Source organism: Thermocoleostomius sinensis A174 (assembly GCF_026802175.1).
In the GTDB taxonomy this organism is placed as follows: Bacteria; Cyanobacteriota; Cyanobacteriia; order Elainellales; family Elainellaceae; genus Thermocoleostomius; species Thermocoleostomius sinensis.
Genome location: NZ_CP113797.1, coordinates 750444 through 770247, shown reverse-complemented (window position 1 = coordinate 770247; position 19804 = coordinate 750444). Strand labels below are relative to the sequence as shown.

Here is a 19804-nt window from a genome sequence, read left to right as displayed (position 1 = left end):
TGCTAAACCGTAATTGCCTCCGCCAATGATCCATTTGCTGACATCCGGCGGATCAATCATGCTCCAACATCAGTAAACCGAATCGGCCAGCCGCTGTTGGACACCCACGATCTACCTTCAAAATCTTGAGGTTGCCAGTATTTCCACTTGTCTGTCTAGACGTTGTTGGTGCTACCCAATGGCCACACACGACTGAGACCTCGTTAGTAGATATCGATTAAAACAGCTTTGGAAATTTAACGATGCAATCTTTTGCGGAATGGTTGAATCATTTGGCTGAAAGTATACTGCGGCGAAAGCTTCATTGCTCTTAACCAATTGACGATCGCTGCCTTGATTTGACCTTGTTCGTAAGAGGTTTGAGCGTGATCGTAGACAAATTTCGCAAACATTTTAGGATGAGCCTCAAACGCTGCTCGATGCTTTTGGATCAGTTGTTCAAAGCTGTGCTGACGCAACGCAGGATTTCTAGAAACTTGGATTTCTCCATGTTTATAGAGTTGATAGGTAATAACAGGTACACCAACGATCGAGCAAACTGGATTTAATCGGAGAAACAATTCAGAATGTACACGTGAACGAAATGTTTCATCCCATCCTCCCATCTGGAGAATGACCTCCCGCTCAACGACCAGTGTTTGCTTGGTATTGTAAGATTTACCAGCTTCCAACTCTTCCAACGCAAAGTAGCAACCACGAGGACGGATGGGTGGTGGAAACCGCTGATGTAGAGGTTGTCCCTGAGCGTTAATGACCTCAATACCAGAGATTACTGCAACGGGTGGTGGCAGAGTTGCTTGATCGAGCGCTGCCAACGATGTAGCAACCATATGAGGTAGTAGGCGATCGTCATCATCCAAATAGGTGATCCACCGTCCTTGAGCAGCTTCAGTGCCAACATTGCGCGCACCTGCTCCTCCACGAGACATTGAAAGGCGAATCACCCGTAGACGCGGATCATTCGGCAACACGGCGAGTTCCGTGGATGCATCATCCACCACAATCACCTCCAAGTCTTCAAAGGTTTGGTCAAGCGCACTTTGAACTGCCAAAGGAAGCAAATGGGGGCGATTATGAGTAGGAATAATGACACTGAGAGTAGGAGAGTTCATAACGGATGAATACAATAGAACATACAACCAGTGGTAATGGCTTTATCGCGTTTGAGAACAATCTCAGTGAGATTTAAATGATGCAGAATGATGAATCGTTTTCCACGATCGAGGTTGATAGAATAGACAGCGACTTACGTTTTTACTAGCCTTTACAGTGAATCGAAATGACTTGACAATATCAAAGGAGCGTACACCCTGGCGAACTGAAATTTTTGCGCTATAGACACCTGGTTTAAGACCCAAATAGGGCATCTGCATTTGAATCTCAACGTGACCAGATGGCAAATGAATGAACTCGTTGTCGCTGGCTGTGGTGAGATACAGTACCTTATCGTACTCACCTGCCAGGGCCGTAATTTGACAGCTCACATTCGCCGCTTCAACAGGTTCACAGACGTTACATTCAATGGACAAGAAAGCCGGCTCACCTGTAGCAGGAGCCGTTAACAAATCACCCTGTTCATCCTTAAAGCACAGTGCCGTAATGTCTACTCCGGTGCTTTCGCCAGGAGGTTTTGCAGGCAAGACCAACCGCCCTGTTGCCATTTCAGTTCCACTTAGGCACAAATCTTCTTCATATTGGCGAATAATGGATTCGGTCTCACCAGCCGCTAGCAACCTACCCTTGGCAAGATAAACTGATGTATTACATACATTCAAGACACTGTGTGGGTTATGAGAAACCAAGACAAAGGCGGTTCCATTCTCCCGTAGTTGCCCTAGGCGCTGATGGCACTTGACCTTGAACTTCACATCCCCCACCGACAACACCTCGTCAATTAGCAGTACGTCCGGCTCAATATGTACCGCACAGGCAAACCCCAACCGCGCAGCCATGCCAGAACTATAGCTTTGTACCGGAGCGTCGATCGCGTCCCAAATTTCAGCAAAATCAACCACATCATCAAATCGCCGTTTAATTTCGCGAGTTGATAATCCCAGGATGGACATATTAGCGTAAATATTTTCGCGTCCAGTGAGAATTGGGTTAAACCCGGCTCCCAGCGCAATCAATGGGGCAACTCTGCCCTCAACCATCACCGAGCCAGTGTCTGGTTTAATTAGACCACTGATGATGCGCAATAGCGTACTTTTCCCGGCTCCATTCGCCCCCACCAACCCCAAAGCCTCGCCCCGTCGCAGTTGAAAGCTGACGTTGTTTAGTGCCCAAAATTCGCCCGATCGCAATTTTTCAGTATGGCGTCTTCCGCCTAGCAAATCGCTGGTAATGTCTTGCACGCCATAGAGGAGCGATCGATGCAAATCGCGACAAAATTTCTTCGAGACTCGATCGACTGCAAGCACTACATCGTCATCATCCGGGATAACAGCGTCTTGAATTCTTGTGTGGATAGTAGTCATGAACTAACTCTCTCGATGACATACGGCATAGCAATGCGGAAGGTAATCCAAGTGAGAAAAATGCCAAGCCACGTCAAGATACTAACAATCCAAAACGCTTGAGCTTGGGTTAGCACGTCCGATGTTGCTAATTCACGAATCATGACGAGTAGCGGTGTCACCGGATTTAACCTTACCAACATTCCGAACAATCCTTCAGAGGGAACCGGATAGACGACTGGAGTAATAAATAGCCACAAGCCTAACAGTGACGTTAAACCTTTCGAGACATCTTGGTACAGCGCTCCTAATGGAGAAAGCAACGTGCCAACTAACGTTCCTAGTAAAATCAAGTGAATCAAGGGTACAGGAGTCAGAATGACTGTCCATTTAACTGAAATTTGAAAGTAAACAAATAGTCCAATGATGAGAATGAGCTTGATGGCAAAGTTGAACAGCACCTCACCCACCTTCGCTAGAATAATCGCCTCGCGCGGGAAGTTAACTCGTGCTAGCATCGGTTTTGCCTGTGTGACGGCTTGAACTGGACCATTGATGGATTCTGTAAAGGTTTGCCACAGCGACGTGCCAAACATGACATAGGCGGGATAGGGGATATCGGTTGCACCGACATTAAACACCTCGGCTTGCCCTGCCAAGGTAAAGCCAGTTGCCATGAGGATGGGAGGTAAGAAGGCCCAAGTAAATCCCAAAAACGATTGACGATATTGAGCGCTGATATCCCGCACCATCAGCCGCCATGCCAACTCACGCGAGGCTAATAAATCTCGCCACATCTCCCGCAGTAGCTTGAATGGCCGTCTCAGGTAACTTTCGGGTGTGTAGTAAGTCCTCGGCGGCATATAGATCCTCATTCAGATGCAGGCTAGACTCTATGGCCATATAACAGCAAAACCATTCCGCAAACATTCGTCAAGTTAATTAATTTGGCTTTACTAAAGATTTAGACAGAGATAACCAGTGAGTAACCGGACGATCGACCATCAAATCGACCATCAAATCGACCATCAATGAGTGTGCTTAATTCTGCGGCTTGGGTTCAACTGATTCTAGCGATCGTCCTACTGTTTCAATGCGAAAGAGATGGGTGAGAATGGCCGCCAACCCGCACAGCAGCGCCAACAGCACCAGCAGCGTGGAAATGCCCAAAGATTTTTGCAACGGTGGCAATAACATCGTTCCTATTACGGCCCCGGCTTTGGCCACCGCAGCGGCAAACCCAGCCCCACTAGCACGAATGGAGGTAGGAAATACTTCACCCGATAGAAGAAATGTGGTGGAATTTGGCCCTGCATTCATCGTCAAGTTAAACACCAAAAAGCCAATTAATACGAGTGCTGTAGTGGATATCGTTTCGGAAGCCAAGCGATCGGATACTGCCAGAATCAATAGCCCGATCGCCATGCCCACGAAGCCAATAATCTGTAAACGAATGCGTCCAACCCGATCGACCAACCATACCGCTATCAAGAATCCCCCAATTAGAAACAGATCGACCACTGCCGCGCCTTGAGCCGAAGCTATTGTCTGCGCCATAAAATCAGCTTCGTGGGCAAAAGCCAACGCAGTTAGAATTACCGGAGTAAAAATGCCAATGCCGTAGGTGGCAATATCTTGCAAAAACCAAGGTAGCGAGGCCAGGGCAGTAGCGCGGCGATAGGTGGAGGAAAACAGCGCGTGGTAGGGCAGTTGTGGTTCGCGATCGGGCGGATCAGTGTCAGGGGTGATGATGATCGGCTCTTCTAAGAGAATGGCAGCCGCCTTCGAGGCTTCGTCGTATTCGCCACGAGCGATATAGTAGCGAGGACTTTCTAGCAAAAAGCTCAGTCGTAATGCGCCAACGCCGATCGCCAGTAATAGCCCCACTCCCAGCATCGCCCGCCATGCATAGTGAATTGCCAGTTCATCTGTGGTGGAATCATATTGTTGAAAGAGATAGATCAACGTTAATCCGGTCACGGCCCCCAGCAATGCACCCACTGCTTGAAACGTAAAAGCACCGATTACCATTCGTCCCCGCAAGCGTGCAGGCACATTCTCGGTAATGTAAGCAACACTGATGGGATAGTCTGCCCCGATCCCAACCCCCACCAAAAAGCGAAATAGAATTAGCGATGCCGCATTCCAAGCCAGCGCTGTTCCTGTCGTCGCCACAACGAAAATGGCAATGTCCACCAGCAGCATTATTTGTCGCCCAATGCGATCGGTGACTGGTCCAAGGGTCAGCGAACCAACTAGTGCTCCTGCCACTGCGGCCCCCGCCACTGCCCCAATTTCCGTCGCGTTTAAGCCAAAATCGCGCTGAATGAACGGCAGCGCCACGCCAATAATGAAAAAATCAAACCCATCAAGGGCAATCAACCCGGCCGATAAGCCCCACAGTAGCCACATGACTCGCGTGAGGTCAGCGCGATTTAGCTGTTGCTCGAACGATCGAAGTTGAACGGATTCGGTCGGTGTCATGCGTGAAGGATGCAAAGAAAGGATGAACGTGGATGGGTGAATGAGTAGATGAGGAAGGAAAACCGAAAGGTGCATCTGTGGTTTAGCCGTTTGCCCAATTTCCCAATCCACTGTTCCTACTCACTCCACACAATAGTCCAACGTTAAGAACAAATAGGAGCTTAGGTTAGCAAATTGCTGTCTGCGAATGTCTCTGCCTGCTTGTCCTACCAGAAAATCATCCACGGTTTCCTGCCATTGAGCATCATCCTCTGGCAGGATCAGGCTATAGGGAGCACAAGTGAGGGGGCCTCTGGGCAATAGTGTATAGTCGTTGGTAGATAGGTTGGCTCGATCGGCAGCATTTAACAGTAGAATGCCGTCAGCGGCCATGGCGTCAATTGTCCCATCGACCAAGGCCTGCACGCCTGTAGTAATGGTACTATTTTCAGCAAACGGCACAAGGGTGGCACGAGGGTAGCGTTGTCGCACAAAAGCAGCGGTGGTTTCGTCTACTACCCCCACGCGCACATTGGCTAAGTTGCTGAGTGGGTTGATCTGCTCGGTTTCTGTGGTGCGCACTAAAAACTGAGTGCCAGTTAGGAAAAAGGGCGTAGAAAACCGGACATCTTCTAGATCGGGTCGCAACCGATTCGGGCCGCATTCGATCTGTACGGTGCCATCTTGAACGATTGCAAAGCGGTTTTCGCGAGTGGATTCGGTACTAATGTCCAGGCGCACCGGGGTGCCCAATTGCTGCTGCAAGCGATCGGTTAACCCAGTTAAAAGGGTGACGCAATATCCACGGATCTGATCGTTGGCATCTACAAAACCGAAAGGGGGACTGTCTACTCGAATCGCAGCGCGGAGTACTCCGGTTTCAGCAATGGTTTGTAAAGTCGCTCCTGATTGATCAGAACGATCGGGGCTTGCGCCTGCGGTGGCCATATCCGGGAAAAAGGGAATCGGTGGTGGCCCGCCAAACGCTTGCTCTAGCTGTTCAGGCGTTAACGATCGAATCAGTTCTAGCTGTAGCGGCTCTTGTTCAATTGACCGAGCATAGGCAGCGGTGAGAAACGCTTCATACTCTGGCTGATTTCCTAAGTACGTTTGCATAAACGCTGTACTGAGTTCGCGCACATAGGCTTGCCCCAACTCTGGCGCTGGACCCGACAACAATGTGCTAATCGCATCCAAGGTCGGATTACTGCCGGGCGGCGTGCGATCGACAAACGTATGACTACTCGGAACCATCACTGCTAGGTATTTCTCGGACATATCGAGCCATAGGAACGGGTGAATCTGTTCTTGAACCGCCGAGGCGATGAAATCATTGCTGCCCGCTACAATCATGGTGGGAGTCTGAATTTGCCCCATTCCCTCTGGTCCAAATACGAGACTAGTGAGCGGACTGACAGCGATCGTCGCTTTGATGCGCTCATCTTGCAGTGCAAAGGTGAAGGGCGGCAACGAAGCAGCCGTACATTGCAGCACAAACGATGCATCAAGGCGAGCGCTGAGGGTTTCGCACTGTTGCCGTAAATAGGCTTGAGTCTTGAGATTGGCCCCTGCTAGTGCCAGGGCTGTGTAGCCGCCAAAAGAATGGCCAATCACGCCTACTTGTTCCAGGTTCATGCGACCTTGAAACCGAGCATCTGTTTCATTCAAACGCTCTAGTTCATCCAGGGTATAGCTGATGTCAAAGGGCCGATCGACAAATTCCACTGGGGTAACAACGCTACTGAAAACTCCGGTTAATGCGCCCTCTCGGCGGCTCTCGTCACTACCAATGTGCTGCGGCAATACTGTCACAAATCCATGCGTGGCTAAATGTTCCCCCAAATAAGCAAACGCTTCGGGAGTAGAACCCAGTCCGTGGGAAATCACAACCACAGGGGCGGGTTCTGTCAATCCATTGGGCAAGTAGACCAACACCCGGAATCGCCGTTCGATCGTTTCACCCAACAATGTTTGTCGATCGCGATTTAGGATGAGTGATTGCATGGTCACAGCATACGGGCCGGGTTCTCCTGGAACAGGCAATGCTGGAAGATCGATCGCCGAACGATTCGCCGCTTCCAGAGTTGCAACTTCCTCAATAGCCGCAATGGCCGCATCCCGATATTCAATTTGCTTGGTTAGCTCTCGCCGTAATTGAAAAAGCTGTTGAGCACTAATGCGGATGCGGTAGGACGGATATTGTCGCAGCACCCCCAACACCGACAGCCCCTCTGGATCGTTGGCTGCCAAAATCATCGCCGATCGCAGCGCATAAAATCCATTGAGATTGGCATCAGTGCGGATAACATCCCCCAAGCGCCGCACGACATCTTCACCTAATGGAGAATAGGTAAGCTGCGAGAGCACAAACGGATTCACCTCAAACCGTCGCTGTAAAAACTGCTGAAATTCTGCTAGAGCAACATCGTCGAGGAAGCGTGCATAGAACCGCATTCCTCCAGTGATTTCTCCGGTTTCTGCAAATGTTTCTAGCGATTCGATCGATAGAGGGAACTCGAATGGACCGTAGGTGACTGAAACTTGTTCAGCGCTGAGAACAGGTTTAGGCTTCATCAGTGGCAACAGCCCCACCCCAATCGCACAACAAACCGAGAAAAGCTGAATCCAACGGTGTCTAAACCGAGATGGGGGTTGTGATGGTTCGATCGCTTCGTGCAGAGGGCAAGTGGCAGTTTGATCAGCTGATTGATCAACCGTTCGATCAACCGTGAAGTTAAATATGCTCATGCTTGATTCGTGGCTGTCGTCTCATTAGATACATTCTGCCGCAGACATTTCTCAACGTTTCTGTGACGTGATGTGATTGACTTTACCAATCACCATTGTCTTTCTGTAGCGATCGGAATTCTCCCTTGTTCAAAGGTAATTATACTTACGTGATGTGCGCCGCTCTGGCCTTTACCGCTCCCCAATCTGAGAGAGGAGGACACCAGAGAAGCAGGTTCGGCTCTCTGATGCCAAGTATGGGTCAGGGCTGGGGATGAGGGCGATGCAGGATTCCTTCACCGCTGTCAGACAGTTGTCTTTAAACTGTTCAACCAACTGTGAGATGGATTAGTGATGATGGAAGGAATTCATCTACTGAATGAACAACCCGCGGCGATCGATGGCCGCCCTAGCAAAAAACTTGAGAAGGACATATAGAGTGGGAAAGCGGGAAGTGGGAATGGGGAAGCGGGGATGATTGAGAAAATCCCCGCCTCTATGATGACTGATATGACAACTGATGCCCCATTTCCCATGCCTCGGTTAGTTAAGGTTGCACTACAAACTGGGATTGAATGGGCGGTACTTGCCCAGTTGCTTCTAGAGCTTGATAGATGATCGCTGCAATTTCAGCACGGGTGGCGGGCTGATTGGGATTCAATTGATTGACGTCGGGATGGTTCACAACTAATCCCTCATTCGTGGCAGTTGCTACGATGGGAATCGCCCAGTCGGGAATTTGGTCAGCATCCGTATATCGATTCACGTTATCGTTGCTGGCGGCTGGAGATAGCTGCAAGCCATTCACAAGGGATGTTAAAACCTGCACCCGCGATACGGGTTGATCTGGCTGAAAACTGCCGTCGGGATATCCTCGCAAAAACCCGGACTGCACGGCTGCGTTGATGGCGGGCGTGGCCCAATAATCAGCACTAACATCGTTGAAGGCGATCGAGGCTTGGGTTCGATCGGGCGGCAAAATTGACTGAATTAGCGTGGCAAATTGCGCACGGGTGACAGCTTGCTCTGGTCGATAGGTGCCGTCTTCCAAGCCGGTAATGATTCTGCGTTGGCTTAAATCATCAATGAATGGACGGGCCCAATAGTCGGCGGGCACATCGGGGAATTGTACAGCAGCGGCAGTGGGTGGTGGCGCAATTACGATTGGCCCCGTTGCTGCGGGAGGGGCTGGGGTGGTTTGGGGGGCTGTGGCAGCACGATCAGTCACCGATCGGGGTGGCACGACAGCCGGAGCAACGGGCGTGGCTGGAATTGGAGCCTGCACAGTGGGCGAGGGTTGAATCGGGGCAGACTCTTCTGTGATGATAGTTCGATCGCTCTCAGGACGAGTTCCTGGAATAATTCGTGTTCGATCGGATTCAAGGGTGGGATCAGCAAACACACCCAAATCAGTCAGCCTCATGCCATCTCCACGGGTCAAGCCCCAAAATAAAATGGTGCCGATCGCCGCTAGGGAAACAAAAATAGCAACTAACTCATCAAAGCCAAGATCACGGTTACGAGAACGAGGGTCCGGAGGGGGCTGTCCAGTCATAGCTACAATTCACTTAGATCAACGAAACGGTAGAGGGACACTAAGATGGGCAAGGGACACTTGCAGACCAAGAGGACTGATAAAAAATTAAGAGTTTTCTGCTGCGATTATCCCAGTAGGTTGAAAGGATTGCAAATTTTTAGAGTACCTCGAAAAAATCATTAAGTAGTGTCTTGCATTGAGACTGATATGAGATTGTCAAGCTCGGATAGATTGGAGTAAAGAGCAACGCTCTAACTCAGATTCAAAAGTGGACTTTATTATTGAGCAACCTACCTGTAGACCCGTTTGTTTTATCTATTAATTTGGGGCGTTGCTGAACGCAGATAGGAATTGCCCGCATTCCCAACTTTTCTCATTAGGAGAAGGGAGCCAGGCTTGTTGTTCCCTTTCCTTTGCGAGAGGGCTAGGGTGAGGACTGCAAGAAGAAGCTCCAGCACGAGAATCATACTTCTGTTCAGCAACGCCTAATTTGGCAATATCTGGCAACACTGTAGTGGCTTACGCTCTGGAGACGTTTCACCCCCTTAAAGCACTCGAAGCTGAATCTGCTGTGTGATGATTGGATGCGCTAACGTTGCTATAGGCAGTTGAATTTAGGAATCCATCATGGCACGATTACTCGGTAAATCTGGAATCACCATTACGCCGATTATTTTTGGCACATGGCAAGCTGGTAAAACGGGCTGGGTTGGCATTGAAGATGCAGAAGTAATTCAAGCCATGCGGGCGGCCTATGATGCGGGAGTAACCACCTTTGATACCGCTGAAATCTATGGCAATGGATACTCAGAGGAACTAGTGGCGCAAGCGCTACACTCGGTGCGCGATCGGGTGGTGTATGCTACAAAGGTATTTCCCAATCATCTGGAATATCAACAGGTGATGGATGCCTGTGAAGGTTCCCTCCAGCGCTTGAAAACCGATTACATTGACCTGTATCAAATTCACTGGCCAGCAGGTTCTTTTAAGAACAAAGTTGTGCCGATCGAAGAAACAATGCGGGCCCTAAACGACCTAAAGCAGCAAGGTAAAATTCGATCGATCGGCGTGTCCAATTTCTCTAAGGAGCAACTGGCGGAAGCAGCCCAATATGGACAAATTGATAGTATTCAGCCGCCCTACTCCTTGTTTTGGCGACAGGTAGAGCAGGACATTATGCCCTACTGTGTCGAAAATGATATTTCCATCATCGCCTATTCCTCGCTGGCGCAGGGATTACTGACGGGCAAATTTGGCCCAGATCACAAGTTTGCCGAGGGTGATATTCGCACTAAGAACAAGCTGTTCCAGGGTGAACACTTCCAACGGGCGCAGAAAGCATTAGATCAATTGCGACCCATTGCCGATCGTCATAACTGCACCCTTGCTCAGTTATCTCTAGCTTGGCTGATTGCTCAACCGCAAACTAGTGCAATTGTGGGGGCGCGCAATCCTGATCAGGCCGTTCAGAATGCCGCCGCCGCAGAAGTAACGCTCAATCCAGACGAGTTGGAAGAAATCGATCGGATTAGCCGCAGCGTCACCGATCACTTAGATGCTGATCCCGTGATGTGGAACTTTGCGGCTTAAGCACTACAGACATTTGCTGTAATGCAGCGTGGTGTGATGCGGACGAAACCCCACAGAGTGATATAGCTGCTGAGCCTGATTGGAATTCTGTTCATCCACATTCAGGCTAGCAATCTCCATGCCTGCTGCCTTTAGGCGCCGCAGTGCCGCTAGCAGCATGGCTCGCCCCAACCCCAAGCGACGGAACTCTCGTCGAGTTCCCAGTGCGCTGATGTGCCCCTCTAGGCGATTTTGTTGCTGGTTGGTTTCAGGGTCAATCCAGCCATAGCAAAAGGCGGCATAGGTTCCATCAGCCGCTACAGCCGCTAAATCTAGGTCAGGACGATAACGGGGATCGTTCAAAATCTCGTGCTTGAATTCTTCGATCGTCAAGGGATGAAAATTCCAATGATCTACGAAGGTTTGGTTAAACATTTCCACCCAAGCAGCAAAGTCAAACTCAGTGCCCGTTTTCAGCGTAAAGCCATTGGGCAGTTGCAGCAGCGGAATTGGCTCATGCAACGATCGCCTCATGCGCGAAAATTGCCGCTCGATTGTGAATCCGTGCTGTTCCAGCAGGGTTCGGGAATGTTGCTGCTGCGATCGACAGGGAGTTAGGAGTTTCAGTGGCACACCGTCCGCCGCCACGTCCCGCAGTACCGCTTCTGCCCAAGTGATGATTTCAGCTTCTAATCCTTGGCAGCGAAAGTCAGGATGGACGCGAAACCACAACGAACTATCTACCTGTCCGGCTGTATTAAGTGCACTGGAAGGAATCCACAATTGTCCAAATGCAATCAGTTGTCCGCTGTTGTCATACCACAACCGCAGGTCACGATCGGGGTTGCAATCTGGGCTTGTAACTTGTTGTTGCAATTCTATTGTGGAGTAATAATTTTCTTCGCGATCGATCGCCTCGCATGTGTTCAATAAATCAGCGATTGGTTGTAGATCGCGTTCGTTTGCGTAAGAACGTGCTAGTAAAGTGATCATCACTTGTCACCGTTGATGACTGGTGCAAATTGCATGGTTGTAAAAACAAAACTGATACATGTCGATCGGTCGATCGGTTGTGCAAAGAGATGCTCGTCGATTTTTAGAAATTGGTATAAGGTGGGCAGTACCCACCCTACGGAACTACAAAGAAGAACCATTTACAGAAACAGCCGACGATTCAACGCATAATTCGATTCAACTTGGCGCAATTTGTTCACCATCGATTGATGCGCCTTTTGAGATAGGTGGTTCCGCTCGACAGACTTGAGTGAGTAATCTTGGTCAGAGCAATTCTTCTGTGGAGAAGAAGGTTGACGCTCCCGCCAATGCAAGCGTACATATAGTAGTAACATAGTCATCTCCAATGGGGAACAAAAGCTGCAAAACAACGGAAGCGAAAGATTGAAGCATCGACGATCGAAGTTAATAGCTGAAGCTGTCCTTAAGCTCGATTTTTCGGAAACTGTAGACCAGAAAATAAGTTACACTCTTTGTAACTTAAGCTACAACCTAATGCTTCAGCATTTCGAAATCTCGCGATAATTTGGTAATGAATTTGGGTGAGCAAAAGAAGTAGACGAATCAGTAAACAAAATGTAAACAGAATCAAGACAATAGGCAGAAAACAAGCAAAGTGTGGCTTTAAGGTTCAACAAGTTCAGTCTTAATTGTAGTACAAGATAATACAATTGGGTTACATGCGATTTCGGAAACTATCTCATTTCGGTTTCAACCTGCGCAAAATTTGGTTCTTATGCCAGTTGGGCCTACAGGCAAGGTAGGATACTAGTAGTTAACAGAACTTAAAAAATAACAATGGTAGAGCGTCCCATCAAAAAGTCGGAACGACTGGCAAAAGAAGCTGCTGGCGGACATGAGGAGCCTGCGACTCAGCCATCTGCCGATGATCGAGAATCTGGTTCCCGCCCCACTCGATCGTCCCGTCCCAATCGGTCTGGCGGTGAGCGACCTAATCGAGATAATAGCCGAGATAACGATCGCGATCGGCGCAGAGGCAAAGGTGGCAGAAAGGAAGGCAAATCAGATGACAAACCCCCCGTGAATTTGGCACTAATGCGTGGCCCAAAACCAACCCAGTCTAAGCCTCCTGTGGAAGAGGCTCCGCCGTCCCCGATTGAGACAGGCGAAGCGGGGGATATTGAAGCAGACGTTGAAGCAGACCCTGTGGCTGCAACCGAAGAACCCGCGATTGAGGCTGGTTCCGATGCGGCTGAACCGTCTAACTAGTCAAATCATCGCCAAATCGGAAACGTACAAGTTTGCGACGCTTGCCACAGTTGAAGCAAAACCAGTTCTGTTCGGGGGCTAAGGGCCACCACAAACATTCCTTCGGCTTCGCTCATGCAAGAACTAATCCAGATTCCTTGCAGACTAATTTCCACAAACTCGTCATCGCAGATCGAGATGGCGATTGTTTCTACTTCCTCTGGTTTGAGATATGTTTCTAAACTGGGCAAGCTGGGCAACGACATGGGTAGCAGAATGGATGCCCGGCCATGTTCAACCATTAGCCGTCGATTGGTTCGCAACGCTAGAACAACTCGTAGTGAAATCCACTCTTCAACAGACTGATTCAACCGTTCGATGTGCAAGCCGCTTTCAGTATAGGCAACTTTCAGCATGACCGAGAGACTCCATCAATGTTTAAGTACTTGGTGAAGTGGGTTCGGAGGAAGACGGTGTATCAATCCCATCTTCCGATCTACATCAGTGACGCAATTATTACGCTGTCATCGAAAGCTTGAAGTTGCCTGGATCGGTCAAGAACCCCCGCTTTCGGTGAGTAGAAGCGGGGGCAAAAGAACCAACAATGGCGTTCTAGTTCTGTTCGGGTACAAGGCTAGCATGGCTGTACCTCCCGCTTCTGTGTTTGTGCGTGCCGCCTAGCTGGTATCGAGCCAGCCCCTTGCGCCATCGATCGAACGCTCCACAATCGGAGACAACATTAGCGATGAACGCTGGAATAAAATCTATGCCGGTGAAAACAGCGCCATCATTGACCTCGCCATCAATTCCGCCCTCGACCGAAACCAGAGGGGAAATAATAGGGACAATGTCACGCTGTAGCAGGGCTAGGGGTGACAGGATTGGATTACCGCTAGGGGGGGCGATCGTGCACGGCATACCATGACCACCTGAGAAGCGATGCTCCAAAACAGCCACCATGCTGTCACCAGCACCATGAATCGTGGACTGCTGTGAAACCGCAAAGATTGCCTTAGTCATGGTTCCGCCTCACGGAAAGTACAGTTTGCATCTAGCTTTTTACATACTACACTTGTATTACGAGAGTGTCCAGACTTTCGGTCAATAAGTTCCATAACCCAGAACGTGTCCTGAAAAGGAGGAAAAAGATGTACACCATTAACCGCACTGCAACGACCGAGATGGAAGTGACGAGCATTCGGCTAGAGCGAGAATTGAAAGAAAAGCTTAAAGAACTGGCAGGCAACCAAGGCTATCAGGCCCTGATTCGAGATGTGTTATGGAATTATGTGCAGCAAAAATCCGGAGATTATCCACAGTTAAATCGATCGGACATTCGCGCAACCATGTCCGCCGTTGCTCAACAAGAAGAACGGTGTATGCTCACAGGTGCAATTATTCAACCGCAACAGCCAATGTTATTGGGGTTAACCACACACGGCGAAATAGTGCCCCTCAGCGTAGACAGTGTGGCGCATTAGAAACTTGGAATTGGGTAATCGGTAATTGTAATTGTACATCCCTACATCTTCACAAATTACTATTACCCATTACCCATTACCTCCCTCTCGATCATTCAGTATGCTAAGTAACTGATGATTGCAGCGAGGGTCGATCGTGAAAGCTATTTTAATGACCGCCATCGGTAGCCCTGATGTATTACAGGTGCAAACATTACCCACCCCCATCCTGGAACAAGACACGCAACTGCTAGTGCGCCTCAAAGCAGCGGGTGTAAATCCGATCGATACAAAATTGCGGCAACGCGGAACTTTTTATCCCGATCGAATGCCAGCCGTTTTGGGCTGTGATGGGGCAGGGATTGTGGAAGCCGTGGGATCGGCCGTGCAGCAGTTTCGAGTTGGAGATGCCGTGTATTTCTGCAACGGCGGATTAGGTGGACATCCGGGCAACTATGCCGAATATGCGATCGTCGATCAGCAGTTTGTTGCCCACAAGCCTAAATCGATTAGTTTTGCTGAAGCGGCAGCTGCCCCGTTGGTGCTAATTACAGCTTGGGAAGCATTGTACGATCGAGGACGGTTGGAAGCAGGGCAACAGGTGTTAATTCAGGCAGGTGCGGGCGGTGTTGGTCATGTAGCCATCCAACTGGCAAAGCTGGCAGGTGCGACGGTGTGTACGACGGTGAGTTCTCCAGAAAAGGCAGAATTTGTCACGCAGTTGGGAGCCGATCAACCGATTCTCTACAAGCAGGTTGATCCAGTGGATGCAGTACTGCACTGGACAAAAGGTGAAGGCGTCGATCTGGCGTTTGATACGGTGGGCGGTGCGGTGTTGTCGCAGAGCTTTGCGGCTACTAGCGTGTATGGGGATGTGGTAACGCTCTTGGCTCCCAATACCAATACGGATTGGAAAACGGCCCGCGATCGCAATCTGCGCGTCAGTTTTGAATTGATGCTGACCCCTATGTTGAAGGGATTGGTGAAGGCCCAACAGGAACAAGCCAAGATTTTGCGCCAGTGTGCCCGGTTGATCGATCAAGGCCAATTAACTATTCACGTGGGGCAAACTTTTTCCTTGGATCAAGCCGCCGCTGCCCATCAGTGCTTAGAGAGTGGGAGCATGATGGGTAAACTTGTCTTGCTGATCGACTAAGATATCTAACCCGCCTGCAAAGACAGTTCGCGAACTGCTCCCTCTGCATAACACGCCCAATTACAAATATGGCAACCTTGCTTGACTGTGTCTACTGCTACTGCGCAGGGGGAATGAGGAGTTGTAGCGTCCTATGAGAGCATCATGATTTTATGCATAAACCATTATGACAGAATCGCTTGATTTGCAGGTAAATGGGCAAGTCCACTCGACTGATTGCACACCGGGCACGTCACTATTGACCGTATTACAACAGCAAGGTTGGTATGGAGCGCATCGTGTCTGTGAATCGGGCGATTGCGGCAGTTGCACTGTTTGGGTGGATGATGTTCCGGTGCATAGCTGCATTTATCCAGCAGTTCACGCGATCGATCGCTCCATTACCACAATTGAAGGATTAGCACCCAACGGCGAACTTGCCCCGATTCAAGTCGCGTTTCTGGAAAACCAAGGCTTTCAGTGTGGCTACTGCACCCCCGGTATGATTATGTCAGCCGAAAAACTGACAGTTGAGACTGAGCAAGACATCCGACAGTCTCTAGATGGCAATCTCTGCCGCTGCACAGGCTATGAAGCGATCGTCAAAAGCATCTTGGCCGCCAAACACCCCTCCCTTTCAACTTCCGACTCCCCACTTCCGACTTTCTCCTGCCCTCAAATTGGGCAAAACATCCCCAAACAGGACGGCCCCGATATTGTCACTGGCAAACCGATCTATACGACCGACTGGGCCCCACCAGGTTTGCTGCATTTGAAAGTCCTGCGATCGCCCCACGCCCATGCCCGCATTCGCTCGATCAACACCGAGAAAGCCAAGACACTCCCGGGAGTTCATGCGGTGTTCACCCATGCAGATGTACCGCGCCGCGCCTATTCCACGGCAGGTCATGGCGAACCCGTGCCCGATCCGTTGGATCATTACTTGCTCGACAATAAAGTCCGGTTTGTGGGCGATCGGGTGGCAGCGGTAGTGGCAGAGTCGGTGGCCATTGCCGAACAAGCCTGTCAGTTAATTGAAGTAGACTACGAAATATTGCCGCATGTCCTCGATCCGGCAGTGGCAATTGGGCGAGTGGCATCCTCAGTTTCGGCAATAGATGCAGCGCCCGTGCCCATCATCCATGACGAAGCCGACTCTAGCCAAATTCATGATGCGGCTCGCAACATTGCTGGACAGGTAGTGATGAGCAGGGGCGATGTGGATGCTGGCTTTGCCGAGGCTGATTTCATTGTCGAGAATACCTACTATCTGCCAGCCGTCCAGCATTTTCATCTGGAGTTGCACGCCAGCATTAGTTGGATTGATGCTGACGGTACGGTGATGGTGCGATCGAGTACACAAGTGCCGTTTCACTGTCAGCGGGTGCTATCGGAACTATTCGATCTGCCCAAAGAAAACATCCGCGTCTTCAAAGCTAAAGTTGGTGGTGGGTTTGGCAACAAGCAGGAAATTTTGCTGGAAGATCTATGCGTCTTGGCTACCTTGCGAACGGGGCGTCCGGTGCAGTGGCAACTGACACGCCAAGAAGAATTCACGGCTACCACCAGTCGCCACGCTATGCAAATTCACCTAAAAACGGGGGTGAAGCGGAATGGTACGTTAACGGCGATCGACATGGAAGCCCTGGCGAATACGGGCGCGTATGGCAATCACGGCACACAGGTTGTGTTTTTGACAGGCAGTATGCCGCTGGGCATTTATGGCTGTCCCAATCAGCGCTATACAGGTTATTCCATCTATACCAACACCATGCCGGGCGGTGCATTTCGCGGCTATGGAGCCACACAGGGGGTATTTGCCATGGAGTGCCAGCTCGATGAAATTGCTGACAAACTAGGGCTAAACCCGATCGATCTGCGTCGTCAGCAGCTAATTACCGCCGACGATGAGATTTTGATTGGAGCCGATCATCATTTCCACCTGATCGGCAGCTATGGCTTAACAGAGGTGTTAGATCGAGTGGCTCATGCCTTTCAAGCTCAACTGAATGCGACTCCGGTGGTAGATGGCCCATTGCGGCGCGGTACAGGATTTGCCATTGCCATGCAGGGCAGCGGCTTGGCCAAAATTCACCTAGCCCGGGCCCGCATGTGCTTAAAACCAGACGGACGCTATGAACTGCGCACCGGATCAGTCGATGTGGGAACCGGATCAGATACAACCCTGCGACAAATTGCGGCTGATGCTTTGGCTACCACAATCGATCGCATTGACATCATTGCGGCTGATACCCACGAAACTCCATTTGATGCAGGGTCCTATGCTTCGGCTACGTTATACATTTCGGGGCAAGCCATTCGCTTGACGGCTGAAGCCCTGCGATCGCACCTGCTTGCTCGGGCTGCTACTATGTTGCATTCACCGGTAGAAACGTTGTCGCTCACCAGGGATGCCGTGATCAGCCAATCTGAATCGCTATCGTTGACGGCCCTTGCTGAAGCTGTGGCCCAAGGGCCACCCCTCGAAGTAGAGCGAGAGTATGCCGCTGATTGTTCCTCGTTGACGTTTGCGGCGGTGGGGGTTGATGTGGAAGTCGATGTTGAAACGGGTAAGGTTAAACTACTCCGCTGTGTGCAAGCGATCGATCTGGGCAAAGCGATTAATCCGCGCATTTGCGAAGGACAAGTTCAGGGTGCAACTGTGATGGGCATTGGCTATGCCCTCAGCGAAATGCTGCAACGGGACGCGCAAGGACATCCCCTCAATCCCGCCCCCCGTACCTATCGCTTGCCCCTAGCCAAAGACATTCCGCCGCTGGAGGTGATCCTGGTGGAAACCGTCGATCCCCATGGGCCGCATGGAGCTAAAGGAATTGGTGAAATCGGCGTCAACGGCATTGCCCCAGCGATTGCCAACGCCATCGCCCATGCCACCGGAGTTCGCCTGAGACAACTGCCCATGACCCCCGAACGAGTTTGGCAAGCCCTTCAAGCCTGATCGATGGCTGCCAGCGTGCGAATAATTTCTGCACAAAGCTCTGTATGACATTTCCCATTGCTGGCAACCAAACAGCCCCACTGTCGTCCCGACCCTTACAGGAGGGGAGTAGAACGGGAGTAGAAATCTAGTTATCACGGCTGCCATTGCCCATTACACTTCAGCTTCAAAGAGCCATTCGTCGTTACCAATGCGAATTAGGCTACCGGGGCTAAGAACGATCGGCTGCTGTGCCACAAGGCGTTGATTGCTGACATACGTGCCATTGGAACTGCCCACGTCAATTAATTGATACTGAACATGGTTCTCGGCATTCAACACTCGTTCAATTCGGGCGTGTCGTCGTGAACAGAGCGAATCTTCAGAAACCAAGCTGTTGTCCAATTCGCGTCCGATTGTGAAGGGGTTGACCGAAAGGGGTACAATGGCACCTGTTCTCTGATGCACTAGACGCGCCGTGGCCGCGCTTTGTGAGGGATCGGCTAGGGTGGTAGGTGGTAGCGGCACTCGATTGTGCGGCGGGAGGGCAGCCCTATTCTCAGAGGCCGCGATCGTCGGGTGAACAACAGATTCAGCCCGTTGGTTTAACTCGGCATGGTTGAGTTGCAATCGGATGGTTTGGTCACTTTCCGCAATCTTGGATCGAAGAGCAATCTCATGTTCAGCTTCTGCCCGTGCCGTCAAACCTTCAATTTGCCGTACCACCCCGCGCGCTTGGGGAAAGCTGATATCGCCGACCCGCACATCTTCTAAATTAAATCCGATCGAGTAGAAATCGAGATGGCTGATTAGATGTTGCCGAATATCGACTCGGCCTTGCCGTACCAAATCACTGAGTCGCATCTGGTTGACAATCACACCCAGCGTATCTTTCACTGCACTGGTAAGGGCGGCGATCGGATCGGAAATTTCTAGGGCTACTCGCTTTGGATCAATGACCTGATACAACACACTCAACGATACATTCACCAAATACTGATCCAGCGATAGAAAATCGCCCCGCGATATCACTTCTAGGTTGCGCAACTTTGTATCTACCAAAATAATTTGCGCTTGCTCAATCCAGGGAATTGCAAAGCTGAAGTGGCGTCCCGGTGTCAGCCTCCGTACTAGTTGCCCGTTTTTCACCAACAGCCCCACATAGCCAGCCGCAATAAAATCCATGCTCAAGCCTGCCCAGCGTTCTGGGGTGATCGTTTGGATGAGTGGTAACGAACTGTCGGCGTTGGCCATGCAATTACACCCAGGACAAGTCTGATGAAGATGAAAGAGTCT

At 50.4% G+C, this 19804-nt stretch carries 16 protein-coding genes; 5 read left to right on the top strand and 11 right to left on the bottom strand.

From position 1 onward, the window contains the following. Nucleotides 1-236: 236 nt before the first annotated feature. The 6 genes from OXH18_RS03290 to OXH18_RS03265 form a co-directional block, all read right to left on the bottom strand. Complete coding sequence (locus OXH18_RS03290) at nt 237-1112, bottom strand: glycosyltransferase family 2 protein (RefSeq protein WP_268610995.1); 876 nt, start codon at nt 1110-1112, stop codon at nt 237-239. Nucleotides 1113-1175: 63 nt separating this feature from the next. Further along, nucleotides 1176-2477, bottom strand: coding sequence for an ABC transporter ATP-binding protein (locus OXH18_RS03285; RefSeq protein WP_268610994.1), 1302 nt, complete (start codon nt 2475-2477; stop codon nt 1176-1178). Then, complete coding sequence (locus OXH18_RS03280; protein ID WP_268610993.1) at nt 2474-3319, bottom strand: ABC transporter permease; 846 nt, start codon at nt 3317-3319, stop codon at nt 2474-2476. Before OXH18_RS03280 ends, OXH18_RS03285 begins: the two co-directional genes overlap by 4 nt. Before the next feature lie 178 nt (nt 3320-3497). Further along, on the bottom strand, nt 3498-4940 hold the full coding sequence (locus OXH18_RS03275) for an MFS transporter (protein WP_315874659.1): 1443 nt from the start codon (nt 4938-4940) through the stop codon (nt 3498-3500). A 120-nt stretch (nt 4941-5060) separates the two neighbouring features. Beyond that, nucleotides 5061-7667: an alpha/beta fold hydrolase gene (locus tag OXH18_RS03270; protein WP_268610991.1), complete on the bottom strand. Its 2607-nt coding sequence runs from the start codon at nt 7665-7667 to the stop codon at nt 5061-5063. 526 nt (nt 7668-8193) lie between these two features. Continuing rightward, the gene (locus OXH18_RS03265) at nt 8194-9201 is read right to left on the bottom strand and encodes an S-layer homology domain-containing protein (RefSeq protein WP_268610990.1); all 1008 of its coding nucleotides are present in this window, start codon (nt 9199-9201) and stop codon (nt 8194-8196) included. A 606-nt stretch (nt 9202-9807) separates the two neighbouring features. On the opposite strand from OXH18_RS03265, the gene OXH18_RS03260 reads away from it, so the two are divergent. After that, nucleotides 9808-10773 (top strand): aldo/keto reductase, encoded by a 966-nt coding sequence (locus OXH18_RS03260; protein ID WP_315874658.1) that lies wholly within the window; start codon nt 9808-9810, stop codon nt 10771-10773. A gap of 3 nt (nt 10774-10776) precedes the next feature. Here the strand turns inward: OXH18_RS03260 and OXH18_RS03255 are convergent, their stop codons facing one another. Together OXH18_RS03255 and OXH18_RS03250 are read right to left on the bottom strand one after the other, a co-directional pair. Next, the gene (locus OXH18_RS03255) at nt 10777-11745 is read right to left on the bottom strand and encodes a GNAT family N-acetyltransferase (RefSeq protein ID WP_268610988.1); all 969 of its coding nucleotides are present in this window, start codon (nt 11743-11745) and stop codon (nt 10777-10779) included. 161 nt (nt 11746-11906) lie between these two features. Further along, entirely contained in the window at nt 11907-12101 is a 195-nt protein-coding gene (locus tag OXH18_RS03250) for a hypothetical protein (protein WP_268610987.1), read from the bottom strand. A gap of 463 nt (nt 12102-12564) precedes the next feature. On the opposite strand from OXH18_RS03250, the gene OXH18_RS03245 reads away from it, so the two are divergent. After that, complete coding sequence (locus tag OXH18_RS03245) at nt 12565-12996, top strand: hypothetical protein (RefSeq protein WP_268610986.1); 432 nt, start codon at nt 12565-12567, stop codon at nt 12994-12996. Between the two features lie 5 nt (nt 12997-13001). On the opposite strand, the gene OXH18_RS03240 is transcribed toward OXH18_RS03245, so the two are convergent. Together OXH18_RS03240 and OXH18_RS03235 are read right to left on the bottom strand one after the other, a co-directional pair. Continuing rightward, entirely contained in the window at nt 13002-13391 is a 390-nt protein-coding gene (locus OXH18_RS03240) for an alr0857 family protein (protein WP_268610985.1), read from the bottom strand. Nucleotides 13392-13587: 196 nt separating this feature from the next. Beyond that, on the bottom strand, nt 13588-13995 hold the full coding sequence (locus OXH18_RS03235) for a hypothetical protein (RefSeq protein ID WP_268610984.1): 408 nt from the start codon (nt 13993-13995) through the stop codon (nt 13588-13590). A 128-nt stretch (nt 13996-14123) separates the two neighbouring features. On the opposite strand from OXH18_RS03235, the gene OXH18_RS03230 reads away from it, so the two are divergent. From OXH18_RS03230 to OXH18_RS03220, 3 genes are all read left to right on the top strand, one after another. Next, nucleotides 14124-14456: a ribbon-helix-helix domain-containing protein gene (locus OXH18_RS03230; protein ID WP_268610983.1), complete on the top strand. Its 333-nt coding sequence runs from the start codon at nt 14124-14126 to the stop codon at nt 14454-14456. 136 nt (nt 14457-14592) lie between these two features. After that, a complete protein-coding gene (locus OXH18_RS03225; RefSeq protein ID WP_268610982.1) occupies nt 14593-15591 on the top strand; it encodes a zinc-dependent alcohol dehydrogenase family protein in 999 nt (332 codons plus the stop codon). A 166-nt stretch (nt 15592-15757) separates the two neighbouring features. Then, nucleotides 15758-18529: a molybdopterin-dependent oxidoreductase gene (locus OXH18_RS03220; protein WP_268610981.1), complete on the top strand. Its 2772-nt coding sequence runs from the start codon at nt 15758-15760 to the stop codon at nt 18527-18529. A 153-nt stretch (nt 18530-18682) separates the two neighbouring features. On the opposite strand, the gene OXH18_RS03215 is transcribed toward OXH18_RS03220, so the two are convergent. Beyond that, nucleotides 18683-19762, bottom strand: coding sequence for an SPFH domain-containing protein (locus OXH18_RS03215; RefSeq protein WP_268610980.1), 1080 nt, complete (start codon nt 19760-19762; stop codon nt 18683-18685). Between the last annotated feature and the right edge of the window lie 42 nt (nt 19763-19804).

Bases quoted from the DNA above. Each gene is read 5' to 3' on its own strand.
- OXH18_RS03275 (WP_315874659.1), bottom strand. From the start codon at position 4,940: ATGACACCGACCGAATCCGTTCAACTTCGATCGTTCGAGCAACAGCTA.
- OXH18_RS03270 (WP_268610991.1), bottom strand. From the start codon at position 7,667: ATGAGCATATTTAACTTCACGGTTGATCGAACGGTTGATCAATCAGCT.
- OXH18_RS03280 (WP_268610993.1), bottom strand. From the start codon at position 3,319: ATGCCGCCGAGGACTTACTACACACCCGAAAGTTACCTGAGACGGCCA.
- OXH18_RS03235 (WP_268610984.1), bottom strand. From the start codon at position 13,995: ATGACTAAGGCAATCTTTGCGGTTTCACAGCAGTCCACGATTCATGGT.
- OXH18_RS03230 (WP_268610983.1), top strand. From the start codon at position 14,124: ATGTACACCATTAACCGCACTGCAACGACCGAGATGGAAGTGACGAGC.
- OXH18_RS03285 (WP_268610994.1), bottom strand. From the start codon at position 2,477: ATGACTACTATCCACACAAGAATTCAAGACGCTGTTATCCCGGATGAT.
- OXH18_RS03250 (WP_268610987.1), bottom strand. From the start codon at position 12,101: ATGTTACTACTATATGTACGCTTGCATTGGCGGGAGCGTCAACCTTCT.
- OXH18_RS03240 (WP_268610985.1), bottom strand. From the start codon at position 13,391: ATGCTGAAAGTTGCCTATACTGAAAGCGGCTTGCACATCGAACGGTTG.
- OXH18_RS03255 (WP_268610988.1), bottom strand. From the start codon at position 11,745: ATGATCACTTTACTAGCACGTTCTTACGCAAACGAACGCGATCTACAA.
- OXH18_RS03215 (WP_268610980.1), bottom strand. From the start codon at position 19,762: ATGGCCAACGCCGACAGTTCGTTACCACTCATCCAAACGATCACCCCA.
- OXH18_RS03220 (WP_268610981.1), top strand. From the start codon at position 15,758: ATGACAGAATCGCTTGATTTGCAGGTAAATGGGCAAGTCCACTCGACT.
- OXH18_RS03265 (WP_268610990.1), bottom strand. From the start codon at position 9,201: ATGACTGGACAGCCCCCTCCGGACCCTCGTTCTCGTAACCGTGATCTT.
- OXH18_RS03245 (WP_268610986.1), top strand. From the start codon at position 12,565: ATGGTAGAGCGTCCCATCAAAAAGTCGGAACGACTGGCAAAAGAAGCT.
- OXH18_RS03290 (WP_268610995.1), bottom strand. From the start codon at position 1,112: ATGAACTCTCCTACTCTCAGTGTCATTATTCCTACTCATAATCGCCCC.